Here is a 14,014-nt window from a genome sequence, read left to right as displayed (position 1 = left end):
CATGCACATCCCCCACATCAAGAGCCCCCGTCCCATGCGCGCCATCCTGATCGCCGCCGCCCTGCTGACCGCCGCTGCGCCCGCCGCCCAGGCGCTGGAAGCCGGAGCCGTCGCCCCGACTGCGGCTTCCACCCCCGCCAGCGCCTTCGAACGGGATCGCCAGTCGATCCTGGCCCAGGCCGGCCAGTACCGCGTCCATTTCGACATGCGCGAGAACGTCAGCTTCCAGGCCGACTACGACCCGCTGGAGGAGCAGCTGTCGGGCGGCAGCGAGATCGTCCGCGTCGTCTATGACCAGGGCGACCGGATCAGTCTGCAACACATCCTGGTCATGGAGCATGAGGGCCAGGTCATCGTCATCAAACACTGGCGTCAGGACTGGGTCTATCAGCCTCAAACGGTGCTGACCTACGCCGGGCCGAACCAGTGGGTGCTGACGCCCGTCCCGGCCGATCAGCGCCAGGGCGCCTGGTCCCAGACCGTGTGGCAGACCGACGACTCGCCCCGATACGGCGGCGTCGGTCGCTGGACCTATGACAACGGCCTGTCGGCCTGGACGTCCAACCCGACGTGGCGGCCGCTGGCGCGGCGCGATGCGGTGCGGAACCCCGTCTATGACCGCTATCTGGGGACCAACCGCCACATCCTGACGCCGAACGGCTGGGTCCATATCCAGGACAATGTGAAATTGTCGGGCAAGGTGGGCGGCGAGCCGGTCGCCGTGGTCCAGGAGGATGTGATCAACACCTATGACCGGTCGACCGGCTATTCCCCTGCGGCCGGCGACGCCTATTGGGCCAAGACCCAGGGCTTCTGGGCCGCCGTGCGCCAGGCCTGGGACGACGCTATCGCCGCCGGAAACGGCGTCCATCTGCAGCAGGAGGCCCAAACTGGCTCCGTCACCGGCGCGCCGTTGATGGACCTGGCCCAGTCCCTGGCCGACGGCGAAACTACCGAAGCGGACGCCGTCGCCCAGGCCCGCGTCCTGATCACCCAGGCGACATCCGCACGCTGACGTACAAGCCAGCGGATGATCGACGGCGGCCCGGTCTCCCCTCCGGGCCGCCGTTTTCGTATCTAGCGCCGCTGATCGGCGCTGGCGTCGCGGATGGCGTTGAACTCGGCGCTCGGCTTCCATGCCGGCCAGGTCTCGCTGTCAGCCACCGTCAGCCCCAGCCGGTACAGCAGATCCAGGTTCTGGACGGCCGCGGTGAAGTCGTAGTCGGCCCGCCATTCGTCGGTCAGCTTGTGATAATAGCGCGCCATCTGGGCCTCGTAGTACGGCGTGCCAGCCTCCAGCCCGCCCTCTACGAAGTCACGACCGCTCCACGGCATCAGGGCCGGCACCCCGCCCGCGGCGAAGTTGAAATGGTCGGAGCGGTAGTAGAAACCTTCCTGCGGATAGCCGTCGCCGGTCACCGTGCGGCCCTGCACGGCGGCGAACCGGCCCAGGATATCTTCCAGCTCCGACTTGCCGACGCCGAACACCGCGACGTCGCGCGTCGCCGGGGTGAAGGGCAGCATGTCGATATTGATGTCCGCCGCCGTCTTCGCCAGCGGATAGACCGGATCGGCGGCATAGGCTTCCGAGCCCAGCAGTCCCTGTTCCTCGGCCGTGACGTGCAGGAAGACCACCGTCCGTTCCGGCGCCGGCCCGGCCTTGAAGGCGCGCGCCATCTCGATCAGGCCCGCCGTGCCCGAGGCGTTGTCCCAGGCGCCGTTGAAGATGTCGTCGCCCTCGGCGTTCGGTTCCCTGGCCTTGCCGACGTGGTCCCAATGGGCGGAATAGACGACATATTCGTCAGGCCGCGTCGTCCCGGGAATCCTGGCCAGCAGATTGTTCGAATGGATGACCTCGGTCGTCTCTGCGATATCGACGTCCAGTCGCACGCCCAAATCTACAACTCCGCCCAGGCCGCCGGTCTTGGCGCGCGCCAGGGCCTCGGTCAGAACGTCTCCACCGATGGCGGTCCCCGTCGCCGGACTGATGGATCCGGTGAACCGCGCATCCTTCGCGCCCTTGACCGTCATCTGCGGCCGGGTCGCGCCGCCGACGGCCCGACGCCAGCGGCCGTCGTTGTCCTGAAGACTGATCACCCCGACCGCGCCGCGCTTCAGCGCCTCCTGGGTCTTGTGCGTGCCCGAGCCGTAGAAGTTCGGATCGACGCCCAGGGCGTCGGGCTGAGCGCGCAGGATCACCACCACCTTGCCCGTCAGATCGGCGTCGCCATAGTCGTCCCACCCGCGCTCGGGCGCTACGATGCCATAGCCGGCGAAGACCACGGGCGCGCCCTCGATCTTGACCAACGGATCGGCCGGTCCGGCGCGCAGGGTGATATCCGTTCCTGACGTCAGGACATGGCGCACACCGTCGGCGCCGATCCAGGCGGCGGTCGGCGCGCGCTCTGGCGTGAACCGCACCAGATCGACCGGTTGCAGCCAGGATCCGCCCCGTCCGCCCGGCTCCAGCCCCATGGCCTCATACTGGCGCTGGAGATAGGCCAGAGTCAGTTGCTCGCCGATCAGGCCGGGGAAGCGGCCCTCCAACTCGTCGGAGGCCAGGTACTTGACGTGGCCGGACAGACGCTGGGCGCTGAACTGCGGCGTCGCCGCCGAGGCCGTGGCGAAGGCGTCCAGCCGGGCGGGCGGCGGGCTGACGGACGCGCCTGCGCAGGCGGTCAGGACCAGCGCCGCCAGGGCGATGAAGGGGGAACGACGAAGGATCATGCGGGCGGCTCGAACAGACGAATGGATAGGGGGCCGGGCTCGCGTCCCGGCCCCCGGTTTTCACGGATATCAGCGACGCTCGGACGCCGTCGTGGTCCGCACGGGGCCGAACTCGGACCCGGTCTTCCATTCCGGCCAGTCCCTGCCGTTCGCCAGGGCGCGACCAACATCATAGAAGACCGTCAGATCCTCGATCATGCCGCTGTAGTCCCAGTCCGGCGACCATTCGTCCGCCGCCTGGTGATAGCGTTTGGCGCCATATTCAGCGCGTGCGGCCTGGCGTTCGGCGATCGGTTCATCGCGGAAGTCGCCCCGGCTGCCGGCGTAGGCCATGGGCACGCCGCGCTTGGCCAGGGGGAAGTGGTCCGAGCGATAATAGGTGCCGGCCGCGTTCTCGTAATCCGGGACCAAACTACGGCCCTGTGACTGGATCGCGACGGCCAACCGCTCATCGAAATCGGACTGGCCGTATCCGGTGACGCCCAGCCCCGTGACGCGGCCATAGACGTTCATCGAATCCATGTTGAACCCGCCCACCGTCCTGGGCAGCGGATAGACCGGGTTCACGGCGTAGTATTCCGAACCCAGCAGACCGCTTTCCTCGCCGGTGAAGCTGATCATAACGACAGAGCGTTCGGTGCGAGGGGCGCGTCCGTACATCCGCGCCAGTTCCAGCAGGCCGGCGGTGCCCGAGGCGTTGTCGACGGCGCCGTTGAAGATCCGGTCGCCCGTCGCGTCCGGCTCGCCCATGCCGATATGGTCCCAGTGTGCGGTGTACAGCACCGTCTCGTCCGGATGGGTCGTGCCCGGCAGGCGCGCGATGACATTGTGGCTGGTGACCTGGTTGGTCGCCACGTCGAATTCGGTCGAGAAGGACGCGCCGGTCATGGCGACGGGCTGGAAGTCGCGGCTGCGCGCCTGGACCTTCAGCGCATCAAAATCCAGTCCTGCGCGGCGGAACAGGTCCACCGCCACATCGCGCTGAATCCAGCCCTCCATCGGCACCCGCTCGGCCGCCGCATTGGGACGCAGGATGTCGAACTGCGGCACGCCCCAGGAGTTGGCGACCGTCGCCCAGCCGTAAGAGGCCGGCGCCGTCTCGTGCACGATCAGCACGCCCGCCGCCCCGTGCTTGGCGGCCTCCTCGTACTTGTAGGTCCAGCGGCCGTAATAGGTCATGGCCTTGCCGCCGAAGGTGTTCAGCGCCGGCTCCTCGAAATCGGTGTCATTGACCAGGACGACCAGGATCTTGCCGCGCAAGTCCTGGTCCTTGAAGTCGTTCCAGTTCCGCTCGGGCGCATTGATGCCGTAGCCGACGAAGACCAGGGGCGCGTCCTTGAGGCTGACATGCTCGGCCGGACGGCGGGTGGAAATGGCCACCTCGCGGCCCTGGGTCATGGGCAGGCTCCAGTCCCCCAGCTTCAGCGAGGCATGGACGTTGGACTGGACGAAACGGTTCAGGATGACGTCCTGGGTCCACTGGCCGTTGGGACCGCCCGGCTCGAAACCGGCGGCCGCATATTGAGCGCTCAGATACTGGACGACCTTCTCTTCAGCCGGGGTGGCGATGCCGCGTCCCTCATAGGCGTCGCTCGACAGGACGCGGATATCCTCCGAAATCCGCGCGGCGTCGAAGGACGGCGCGGCCTGATCCGCTCCGGCGGTGGCGCAGGCGGACAGGGTGACGCCGGCCATCAGCACGGCGGCGAAAGAAGAGACGATACGCATGAACACGAGGCCCCACAGCCGGAAATGAAGTCGCCGACCCTAGGGGGCGAAATCCATCATGTCGATTCCGTGTCACGCGCCATTTGTCGCAAACAAAAGCCCGCCGAAGCGGACTTCGGCGGGCTGATGATCAGGTCATTTGAACCTGCGCCTAGTGGGCGACGCCCTTCCAGACGCGGCGATAGCTGGCGTAGGTGAGGCCGGCGAAGATCAGCAGGAAAATGATCACACCGAAGCCGGCCTGTTTGCGTTCGACCATCTTCGGTTCGGACGTCCAGGCAATGAAGGCGGCCACATCCTTGGCGTACTGGTCCACCGTCTGGGGCGACCCGTCGTCATAGGTCACCTGGCCGTTCCGAAGCGGCGGCGGCATGGCGATGAAGCCCCCCTCCGGCACATGGTGCTTGTCCCCCGTCCAGAAGGGCGTCAGGTCGCCGGCCATATAGGGGTTGTAGTGCTGCCCCTCTCGGATGGTCAGGCCCGCCGGCGCCGCGCGATAGCCCGACAGCAGAGAGTAGATATAGTTGGCGCCGTCGTGGCGGGCCTTGGCCATCACCGACAGATCAGGCGGCGCCGCTCCGCCGTTGCCTGCGGCGGCGGCCGTGGCGTTCGGATAAGGGCTGCGGAACTTGTCGGCCGGGGTTGCGTCGCGCTGGATCGGTTCACCGGTCTCGCTGTCGATGTCCGGGACCTGGACCTCCTTGGCCAGGGCCTTGACCACCGGATTGTCGTTCGGGTTCGGATATTTCGGATTCCAGAACGGCCCGTGGCGATCACCCAGATTGCGATAGTGCATCAGGTTCATGCTGTGGCAGGCGGCGCAAACCTCCTGATAGACCTTGTAGCCGCGCTGAAGCTGGCCCTGGTCATAGACGCCGAACGGTCCTTCGAAGCTGAACCCGCCCGAGCGCGGATGAGCGGCCCCGCCAGCAGCCAGGGCCGGGGCCGCGGCCAGCAGGCCGAAAGCTACAGCCGCCGAGGCGATGAGCCTGGACATCGAGGCGTTGGTTTTCACGGTCATCATGGCCCTCACCCCTTCTTCTCGGGCGAGGCCGGGGCGAAAGCCGGCATCGCGTCCGCACCGGTCAGGACCGGCTCGGAAATGGTCGCCGGGATCGGCAGCGGCGTCTCCTTCAAGCCCACGAACGGCAGGATCACCAGGAAGAAGAGGAAGTAGTAGGCCGTGAACAGCCGCGTCAGCCACAGGTAGGAGTTCAGGTTGCCGTCCAGCAGAACCACGCCGCCGAACCCCGGAATGACCGGCGCGTCCGGAAGCTGTCCGCCGCACCAGCCCAGACCCACGCCGACCACCAGGAAGATGAAGAAGAAGGTCCGCATGGTCGGGCGATACCGCATCGACCGCACCTTGGACGTATCCAGCCAAGGCAAGACGAACAGCACGCCGATGGCGCTGAACATGGCCACCACGCCGCCGAACTTGTCCGGGATGGCGCGCAGGATGGCGTAGAAGGGCAGCATGTACCACTCGGGCACGATGTGCGCCGGCGTCTGCAGCGGATTGGCCGGGATATAGTTGTCGGCGTGGCCCAGGGCGTTCGGCTGATAGAAGACGAAGATCGCGAACAGCAGCAGGAACAGGATGATCGCGAACCCGTCCTTCAGCGTGAAATAGGGGTGGAAGGGCAGCATGTCCTTCTTCGTCCGATCCTTGGGGATCAGGATGCCGACCGGATTGTTCTGACCCGCCGAGTGGAGCGCCCACAGGTGCAGGACGACGCAGCCCAGAATGGCGAAGGGCAGCAGATAGTGCAGCGAGAAGAAGCGGTTCAGCGTCGCATTGTCGATCGCCGGTCCGCCGCGCAGCCAGATCAGGATCGGCTCGCCGATCACCGGGATAGCCCCGATCAGATTGGTGATCACCTCGGCGCCCCAGAAGGACATCTGGCCCCAGGGCAGGACGTAACCCAGGAAGGCCGTCGCGATCATCAGGAAGAAGATCACGCAACCGATGATCCAGATCATCTCGCGCGGCGCCTTGTACGAGCCGTAGTACAGCCCCCGCAGCATGTGCAGATAGACGGCGATGAAGAACATCGACGCCCCGTTGGCGTGCACATAGCGGATCAGCCAGCCGCCGTTGACGTCGCGCATGATCCGCTCGACCGAGGCGAAGGCCAGGTCGACGTGCGGCGTATAGTGCATGGCCAGAACAATGCCGGTGACGATCTGCGTCATCAGGCACAGGGCCAGGATGCCGCCGAAGGTCCACCAGTAGTTCAGGTTTCTGGGTGTCGGCAGCGACATGTAGTCTGCGCCGAAGCGGATGATCGGCAGCCGGGTGTCCAGCCACTTCTCGACGCCCGTCTTAGGGACGTAGGTGGATTCGTGTTCGCTCATTTCCTCCCCCTGGCCCTCACCCGATCTTGACGCGAGTGTCGGACGCAAATTCATAGTCGGGCACCACCAGGTTCAGAGGCGCGGGCCCCTTCCTGATCCGCCCGGACGCATCATAGTGCGAACCGTGGCAGGGGCAGAACCAGCCGCCGTAGTCGCCGGCGCCAAAGGTCGGCACGCAGCCCAGGTGGGTGCAGGATCCGACCACGACCAGATATTTCTCATGCCCCGGCTTGGTGCGCTCGGCGTCCGTCTGTGGCTGTTTCAGGTCCGAGGCGTGATCATCGGCGATGACGCGCTGCAGTTCGGCCGGAGTACGATAGCGCACGAAGACCGGCTTGCCCTGCCATTTGATCACGACCTGTTGGCCTTCCTGCACCTTGGTCAGATCGAACTCGATCGAAGCCAGGGCCAGGGTGTCAGCGGCGGGGTTCATCTGGTTGATCAGCGGCCAGGCGATCATCGCCCCGGCGCCGACCGCAGCGGCGCCCGCTGCGATATGGATGAAGTCGCGGCGATTCGGATCGCCCTCGCCTTCCGGAATCACACCCGTCTCGGCCACGTTTCACCTCTCGAAAACCGCCGGGACCGCCTGTATTGGCGCTCCTCTTTTGCGGCACGAACCCTAAAAGCGAGACCCAGTATTCCCCTCGGTCTGTATTTGCGGCCTAAGGCCGCAAGTCGCTGACGTTTCTTGCGAAACGTTCGCAGACAGACCGCGACAAACCCCCAGGCCGCGTATATCTAGGGATTAGAATGCGTCTCGCTCTTTTTCAACCGGACATTCCTCAGAACGTCGGCGCCTGCATCCGGCTGTCGGCCTGTTTCGGGGTGGAACTGCACGTCGTGGAGCCTACGGGCTTTCGTTTCGACGACCGCGCCATGAAGCGAGCGGCGCTCGACTATGGTCCTTTGTCACACATGACCCGGCACGCCGACTGGGATGCGTTTCAGCGCGACCGCCCCGCCGGCCGACTGATTCTGTTCACCACCCGCGGCGCGACGCCCCTGTCCGATTTCGTCTTTCAACCCGACGACACGCTTGTGTTCGGCAAGGAAACCTCCGGCGCGCCCGACTATGTCCACGCCGCCGTCGACGCCCGCGTGGTGATTCCGCTGCGTCCTGAAGCACGTTCGCTGAACCTGTCGGTCACCGCAGGCATCGCCCTGTGGGAGGGGCTGCGCCAGACGGGCGGGATCGGCTAGAGTGCTATCGTCCGCTCGATCCCAATGGCGTCCAGAAAGTCGGCGTCATGACTGACCACGATCAGGGCGCCGTCATAGGCCCGCAGCGCGACTTCCACGGCGGCGACGGAATCGAGGTCCAGGTGATTGGTCGGCTCGTCCAGAATCAGCAGTTGCGGCGGCTTGGCCCCTGTCATGACGCAGGCCAGGGCCGCCCGTAGCCGCTCGCCGCCCGACAGCGCGCCGACTTCGCGATGCGCCGCTACATTCCGGAACAGGAACCGCGCCAGCGCCGCCTGGGCGTCGTTGACCGAGCCCTCAGGATTGAGCCGCCGCCAGGCTTCGACCAGGGTTTCCTCCGGTTTCAGGATCGTAGCCTCTTGGTCCAGCAGCACCGCTCGGCCCGGGCGTTCCACCCGTCCGGTCGTCGGCTCCAGCGCCCCATGGATCAGTCGCAGCAGGGTCGTCTTGCCGGCCCCGTTCGGCCCTGTGATCGCGACCCGTTCCGGCCCCGTCAGCCGCAGGCTGACCGGCCCCACCACAGTGCGCCCCTGCGGCGTCTCCCAGGTCGCATCGTCCAGCACCAGCAAGGTCCGGCCAGACGCCAGGCCGCTCGATGGCATGGGGATCGACAGGGCGCGGGTGCGCTCAACCCGCTCGCGCGCCGACGCCAGGGCCGCCTCCGCCTCCGCGGCTTGTCGCGCCGCCAGCAGCCGGTCGCCGGCGCCGCTGTTCTCGGCCCGCTCCGCCCTCGCGCCGATCAGGATCTTCGGCATGTCGCCCTTGGCGCCCTTGCGCCGTCCGGCTGCGTCGCGCCGCGCCTTCATCTCCGCACGGCGCTGGGCGTCCGCCCCCACCCGGGCGGCCGTCCGTTCGGCGCCCGCCAGATCGCGTTCCGCAGCCGCCCGCTCGGTCGCCTTGCGCTCGGCGAAGAGGTCGTAGTTCCCGCCATATACGGTCACGCCCAGACCGGAGACCTCGACGATCCGGTCCATGCGCCGCAGCAGATCGCGGTCATGGCTCACCACCACCGCCCCGCCGTCCCAGCGGCCCAGCACCTCGGCGATCAGTCGCCGCGCCTCGACATCCAGATGATTGGTCGGCTCGTCCAGCAGGATCAGGTCCGGCCGCGCCAGCAGCAGGCCGGCGAGCCGCAGTCGGGTCTGTTCGCCGCCGCTCAGACTGATCGTCGCCCGGTCCATGGCCAGGTCCGCCAGCCCGACCTCGGCCAGAATCTCGGCGATCCGCAGTTCGAGCGTCCAGTCCGCGTTCGCGAGATCTTCTGCGTCGCCCTCGCCGGCCAACGCCCGTTCGATCACCGCCAGGGCTTCGCCGACGCCCAGCATTTGGGCGACCGTCTCGCCCGGCGCAGGATCATGGCGCTGATCCAGCACGCCGATCGTCCCGACGCGCGTCACCGCGCCCTCGGCCGGCGACAGGTCGCCCGAGATCAAGCGCAGCAGGGTGCTCTTGCCCGCGCCGTTGCGACCGACGACGCCGGTGCGCTCAGGCCCGAACGTCAGGCTCAGATTGTCGAAAAGCGTGACGCCGGCGGGCGTTCTAGCGGCGACCTTGTCGAGAGTCGCGAGCGCGGACGGGAACGCGCTTCGGCTTGGGCTGGTTGGCATGGAGGATCACGAGCAGCATGGCGGACAGGGCGGAACCGGTTGCCAGTGCGATGATCATGATCTTCGAGCCTCCTGCTCAAAACTCGTCAGAGACAAGAGGATGGGTCGTATTTGTGCGATGTGCAAGTCCGCGTCGCCCCTGAAGCGAACACGGCCGCGTGAACCCTCCCTTCCAGGGTGGACCGTCGGTCCAGTGGCGATCTGCTCGCCAGACCGCTAGGACGGCTCCATGGAAAGCCGTTTCCGCATCGAAGACCCCGCCGGCGCCGGCGCCCGCCGCGAAGCCGCCGTCCAGCGTTTGCGCGACGAGACCGGCATAGACGAGGCGATGATCGACGCCCTGGTCGAGACCTTCTACGCCCGCGTCCGCGACGATCTTCTGATCGGCCCGATCTTCGCCGACCGCATCACGGACTGGGGTCCGCATCTGGGCCAGATGAAGTTGTTCTGGTCGTCGGTCGCCCTGTCGACCGGCGTCTATCAGGGCCGGCCGATGCCGAAACACCTGCCCCTGCCCATAGACGCCCGCCATTTCGATCGCTGGCTGGAGGTTTTCGCCGAGACGGCCCGCGACCTTTGCCCGCCCGTCGCCGCCGACCACTTCATCGAACGCGCCCGCCGCATCGCCGAAAGCCTGGAACTGGGCGTCGCCACCGCCAGCGGGGTGATGCTGGCCAAGGGCGAACGGTTCGTGCGGACTACGCAGGCGTGGACGCCGGATTAGGGTCCGAAAGGGCGATGTTCGCGGGTGTGGAAGATGCGCAGCACAACCACATCCGTCAGCTCAATACGGTAACGGATGATATAGCCTGCCTGTCCGAATGGAACGACCAGATCTCTTGATGCAGCCCCTGTTTTGGGCGCGCGCTCTGGGAACAGCTCGAGCGTTCTAAGCGCTTCATCCAAACGTCAGCCGCCCTCAATGCAGCTCTGGGGGCGACATCCGCGAGGAAGTTGGAGACGCGGATCAGATCGCTGCGCGCAGGCGGCAGCAAGCGAACCCGATATTTCAACGCTTCTCCGCCAGGCGCCGCGCCAAGTTGTCGTGAAAATCGCGAAGTGCATCCTCCAGCGGCACGGTCACGCCCGTCCGCTCATACTCGGCCCAGCGTTCCGCGTCCTCCGAGACCCAGGAGGCCGGATATTCGCTCACGCCTGCGATGCCGATATCCCCAATCACGCCTTCCAGCGTCTGGATCGCAAAGGCCGTCGGGTCCAGCCCCGCCGCCTCGGCCGCCGCCTTAAGCCGGCGGGCCTGATCCTCATTCAGGTGGATGCCGAAACCCTCGGCCATGCGCCGACGATACCTCAGCCCACAGGGCGCCGCAATGTTCCCACATTGTTCTTGCTTCAATCGCGCGATTCATCCCCATATAGCGATGTCGCGCCGGACCCGCCCGGCCCTTCCCGCGTTCCCGGACAGCATGACCGAAAAGCACAACTTCATCCGCGTTCGCGGCGCCCGCGAGCATAATCTCAAGGGCGTGGACCTCGACATTCCCCGCGAACAGCTGGTGGTGATGACCGGCCTGTCAGGCTCGGGCAAGTCGTCCCTGGCGTTCGACACCATCTACGCCGAAGGCCAGCGCCGCTATGTCGAGAGCCTGTCGGCCTATGCGCGCCAGTTCCTGGAACTGATGGGCAAGCCGGACGTGGACCTGATCGAGGGGCTGTCCCCCGCCATCTCCATCGAACAGAAGACGACGTCCAAGAACCCGCGCTCGACCGTCGGCACGGTCACCGAGATCCACGACTATATGCGCCTGCTATGGGCGCGGGTCGGCGTCCCCTATTCCCCCGCCACCGGCCTGCCGATCGAGAGCCAGACCATCAGCCAGATGGTCGACAAGCTGGTCGCCCTGCCGGACGGCGAGCGGATCATGCTGCTGGCCCCCGTCGTCCGGGGCCGCAAGGGCGAATACAAGAAGGAAATCGCCGAGTGGCAGCGCCAGGGCTTCCAGCGGCTGAAGATCGACGGCCAATTCTATCCGATCGACGAAGCCCCCACCCTGGACAAGAAGTTCAAGCACGACATCGACATCGTCGTGGACCGGATCGTCACCAAGCCTGACCAGGAAGCCCGCTACGCCGACAGCCTGCAGACCGCCCTGGGTCTGGCCGACGGCATCGCCAACGCCGAATGGGCGAGCACGGCCGAGGGCGAGACCGCGCCGCGCAGCCTGCTGTTCTCGGAACGGTTCGCCTGTCCGGTGTCCGGTTTCACGATCAGCGAGATCGAGCCGCGGCTGTTCTCGTTCAACAATCCCTTCGGCGCCTGCCCGGTCTGCGACGGCCTGGGGGTCAAACTGGCCTTCGACGCCGATCTGGTGATCCCGGACCGCGACAAGAGCCTGCACAAGGGCGCCGTCGCCCCCTGGGCGCGCGGCCCCTCGCCCCTCTACACCCAGACGCTTCAGTCGCTCAGCCGCCACTACGGCTTCTCGATGGACGTGGCCTGGCGCGAGCTTCCCGCCCAGGCGCACAAGGCGATCCTTTATGGAACCGGCGCCGAGAAGATCAAATTCACCTACGACGACAACGCCCGCAAGTATGAGGTCTCCAAGCCGTTCGAGGGCGTGCTGCCGAACCTGGAGCGTCGCTGGCGCGAGACCGACAGCGCCTGGGTGCGCGAGGAACTGGCCCGCTATCAATCCGAGACCCCGTGCGACGCCTGCCACGGCAAGCGGCTGAAGCCCGAGGCCCTGGCGGTCAAGGTCGGGGGCGAGGATATCGCCGACATCTCCACCCTGTCGATCAAGAAGGCCTACGACTGGGTCCAGGCCCTGCCCGAGGCGCTCAGCGACAAGCAGATGGAGATCGGCCGCCGCATCCTGAAGGAGATCGGCGACCGGCTGCGATTCCTGAATAACGTCGGCCTCGACTATCTGTCGCTGTCGCGATCCTCCGGCACCCTGTCGGGCGGCGAGAGCCAGCGCATCCGTCTGGCGTCGCAGATCGGCTCGGGCCTGACCGGCGTGCTCTATGTGCTGGACGAGCCGTCCATCGGCCTGCACCAGCGCGACAACACCCGCCTGCTGGAAAGCCTGAAGGGGCTGCGCGACCTGGGCAACTCGGTGCTCGTCGTTGAGCATGACGAGGAAGCCATACTGACCGCCGACTATGTCATCGACATGGGCCCCGCCGCCGGCGTCCACGGCGGCACGGTCTGCGCCGAGGGCACGCCCGCCGAGGTCATGGCCAATCCCAACTCCCTGACCGGCAAATATCTGACCGGCGAGCGCGAGATCGAGATCCCCGTCGACGGCCGCCGTCCCATCGACCGTAAGCGGATGCTGAAGATCAGCGGCGCCAGCGGCAACAACCTCAAGAGCGTGACCGGCGAAATCCCCGTCGGCGTCTTCACCTGCATCACGGGCGTGTCGGGCGGCGGCAAGTCCACCTTCACCATCGAGACCCTGTACAAGGCCGCCGCGCGGCGCCTGAACAATGCGTCGGACGCCCCGGCCCCCTTCGACCGGATCGAGGGGCTGGAGCATTTCGACAAGGTCATCGACATCGACCAGTCGCCCATCGGCCGCACCCCGCGCTCGAACCCGGCGACCTACACCGGGGCCTTCGGCCCCATCCGCGACTGGTACGCCGGTCTGCCGGAGTCCAAGGCGCGCGGCTATGGCCCCGGCCGGTTCAGCTTCAACGTCAAGGGCGGCCGCTGCGAGGCCTGCCAGGGCGACGGCGTCATCAAGATCGAGATGCACTTCCTGCCCGACGTCTATGTCACCTGCGACGTCTGCAAGGGCAAACGCTACAACCGCGAGACCCTGGAGATCGTGTTCAAGGGCAAGTCGATCTCGGACGTGCTGGACATGACGGTCGAGGAGGCGGCGACCTTCTTCAAGGCCGTGCCGCCGATCCGCGACAAGATGCTGACGCTGGAGCGCGTGGGCCTGGGCTATGTCAAGGTGGGCCAGCCGGCGACCACCCTGTCCGGCGGCGAGGCCCAGCGGGTCAAGCTGTCCAAGGAACTGTCGAAACGGGCCACCGGCCGCACCCTCTACATCCTCGACGAGCCGACCACCGGCCTGCATTTCGAGGACACGCGCAAACTGCTGGAAGTGCTTCAGGAACTGGTCGAGGCCGGCAACACCATCGTGGTGATCGAGCACAATCTGGATGTCATCAAGGTCGCCGACTATCTGCTCGACTTCGGCCCCGAGGGCGGCGACGGCGGCGGCGAGATCGTCGCGGTCGGCACGCCGGAACAGGTGGCCGACAACAGCGCCAGCTGGACCGGCAAATACCTCAAGGAGGTGCTGGACCGGCACGAGACCCGCCGCAAGGCGCGGGTCGCGGCGCTTGGCGGGTCGGTGGGCGAACCTGTGAAGAAGAAGCGGGTGAAGGCGTCGGCCTGACGCCTTCACCGCCGGTTTGCG

12 protein-coding genes are annotated in these 14,014 nt (G+C 66.6%); 4 read left to right on the top strand and 8 right to left on the bottom strand.

The window, feature by feature from the left end; all coding sequences use genetic code 11:
- The first annotated feature begins 1 nt into the window (after position 1).
- On the top strand, positions 2–1,015 hold the full coding sequence (locus ACP7CK_RS03625) for a DUF6607 family protein (RefSeq protein ID WP_426025143.1): 1,014 nt from the start codon (positions 2–4) through the stop codon (positions 1,013–1,015).
- Between the two features lie 62 nt (positions 1,016–1,077).
- Here the strand turns inward: ACP7CK_RS03625 and ACP7CK_RS03620 are convergent, their stop codons facing one another.
- From ACP7CK_RS03620 to petA, 5 genes are all read right to left on the bottom strand, one after another.
- Complete coding sequence (locus tag ACP7CK_RS03620) at positions 1,078–2,727, bottom strand: M28 family peptidase (protein WP_426025142.1); 1,650 nt, start codon at positions 2,725–2,727, stop codon at positions 1,078–1,080.
- A 69-nt stretch (positions 2,728–2,796) separates the two neighbouring features.
- Entirely contained in the window at positions 2,797–4,455 is a 1,659-nt protein-coding gene (locus ACP7CK_RS03615) for a M28 family metallopeptidase (RefSeq protein ID WP_426025141.1), read from the bottom strand.
- A 151-nt stretch (positions 4,456–4,606) separates the two neighbouring features.
- Positions 4,607–5,479, bottom strand: coding sequence for a cytochrome c1 (locus ACP7CK_RS03610; RefSeq protein WP_008261999.1), 873 nt, complete (start codon positions 5,477–5,479; stop codon positions 4,607–4,609).
- A 5-nt stretch (positions 5,480–5,484) separates the two neighbouring features.
- On the bottom strand, positions 5,485–6,813 hold the full coding sequence (locus ACP7CK_RS03605) for a cytochrome b (protein ID WP_426025140.1): 1,329 nt from the start codon (positions 6,811–6,813) through the stop codon (positions 5,485–5,487).
- Positions 6,814–6,829: 16 nt separating this feature from the next.
- Positions 6,830–7,372, bottom strand: coding sequence for a ubiquinol-cytochrome c reductase iron-sulfur subunit (petA, locus tag ACP7CK_RS03600; RefSeq protein ID WP_008260246.1), 543 nt, complete (start codon positions 7,370–7,372; stop codon positions 6,830–6,832).
- Between the two features lie 194 nt (positions 7,373–7,566).
- Here petA and ACP7CK_RS03595 point away from each other — a divergent pair, with 194 nt between their 5' ends.
- On the top strand, positions 7,567–8,016 hold the full coding sequence (locus ACP7CK_RS03595; protein WP_426025139.1) for a tRNA (cytidine(34)-2'-O)-methyltransferase: 450 nt from the start codon (positions 7,567–7,569) through the stop codon (positions 8,014–8,016).
- Here the strand turns inward: ACP7CK_RS03595 and ACP7CK_RS03590 are convergent.
- A complete protein-coding gene (locus ACP7CK_RS03590) occupies positions 8,013–9,623 on the bottom strand; it encodes an ABC-F family ATP-binding cassette domain-containing protein (protein WP_426025138.1) in 1,611 nt (536 codons plus the stop codon). The two genes, ACP7CK_RS03595 and ACP7CK_RS03590, sit on opposite strands and share 4 nt — an antisense overlap.
- A gap of 229 nt (positions 9,624–9,852) precedes the next feature.
- On the opposite strand from ACP7CK_RS03590, the gene ACP7CK_RS03585 reads away from it, so the two are divergent.
- The gene (locus ACP7CK_RS03585; RefSeq protein WP_426025137.1) at positions 9,853–10,347 is read left to right on the top strand and encodes a group III truncated hemoglobin; all 495 of its coding nucleotides are present in this window, start codon (positions 9,853–9,855) and stop codon (positions 10,345–10,347) included.
- Here ACP7CK_RS03585 and ACP7CK_RS03580 read toward each other — a convergent pair.
- Positions 10,344–10,529: a type II toxin-antitoxin system RelE/ParE family toxin gene (locus ACP7CK_RS03580; RefSeq protein WP_426025136.1), complete on the bottom strand. Its 186-nt coding sequence runs from the start codon at positions 10,527–10,529 to the stop codon at positions 10,344–10,346. The two genes, ACP7CK_RS03585 and ACP7CK_RS03580, sit on opposite strands and share 4 nt — an antisense overlap.
- 103 nt (positions 10,530–10,632) lie before the next feature.
- Positions 10,633–10,917 (bottom strand): hypothetical protein, encoded by a 285-nt coding sequence (locus ACP7CK_RS03575; RefSeq protein WP_426025135.1) that lies wholly within the window; start codon positions 10,915–10,917, stop codon positions 10,633–10,635.
- Between the two features lie 130 nt (positions 10,918–11,047).
- On the opposite strand from ACP7CK_RS03575, the gene uvrA reads away from it, so the two are divergent.
- Positions 11,048–13,993, top strand: a complete 2,946-nt coding sequence (gene uvrA, locus ACP7CK_RS03570; protein ID WP_426025134.1) for an excinuclease ABC subunit UvrA — start codon at positions 11,048–11,050, stop codon at positions 13,991–13,993.
- Positions 13,994–14,014: the final 21 nt, after the last annotated feature.

This window comes from Brevundimonas sp. TSRC1-1 (genome assembly GCF_049898245.1).
Classification (GTDB): domain Bacteria; phylum Pseudomonadota; class Alphaproteobacteria; order Caulobacterales; family Caulobacteraceae; genus Brevundimonas; species Brevundimonas mediterranea_A.
This window is presented reverse-complemented; position numbering and strand designations above follow the sequence as displayed.

What these genes read in the sequence shown, in the direction of transcription:
- ACP7CK_RS03625 (WP_426025143.1), top strand. Translation starts at nt 2, where the DNA reads ATGCACATCCCCCACATCAAGAGCCCCCGTCCCATGCGCGCCATCCTG.
- ACP7CK_RS03620 (WP_426025142.1), bottom strand. Translation starts at nt 2,727, where the DNA reads ATGATCCTTCGTCGTTCCCCCTTCATCGCCCTGGCGGCGCTGGTCCTG.
- ACP7CK_RS03615 (WP_426025141.1), bottom strand. Translation starts at nt 4,455, where the DNA reads ATGCGTATCGTCTCTTCTTTCGCCGCCGTGCTGATGGCCGGCGTCACC.
- ACP7CK_RS03610 (WP_008261999.1), bottom strand. Translation starts at nt 5,479, where the DNA reads ATGATGACCGTGAAAACCAACGCCTCGATGTCCAGGCTCATCGCCTCG.
- ACP7CK_RS03605 (WP_426025140.1), bottom strand. Translation starts at nt 6,813, where the DNA reads ATGAGCGAACACGAATCCACCTACGTCCCTAAGACGGGCGTCGAGAAG.
- ACP7CK_RS03595 (WP_426025139.1), top strand. Translation starts at nt 7,567, where the DNA reads ATGCGTCTCGCTCTTTTTCAACCGGACATTCCTCAGAACGTCGGCGCC.
- ACP7CK_RS03590 (WP_426025138.1), bottom strand. Translation starts at nt 9,623, where the DNA reads ATGCCAACCAGCCCAAGCCGAAGCGCGTTCCCGTCCGCGCTCGCGACT.
- ACP7CK_RS03585 (WP_426025137.1), top strand. Translation starts at nt 9,853, where the DNA reads ATGGAAAGCCGTTTCCGCATCGAAGACCCCGCCGGCGCCGGCGCCCGC.
- ACP7CK_RS03575 (WP_426025135.1), bottom strand. Translation starts at nt 10,917, where the DNA reads ATGGCCGAGGGTTTCGGCATCCACCTGAATGAGGATCAGGCCCGCCGG.
- uvrA (WP_426025134.1), top strand. Translation starts at nt 11,048, where the DNA reads ATGACCGAAAAGCACAACTTCATCCGCGTTCGCGGCGCCCGCGAGCAT.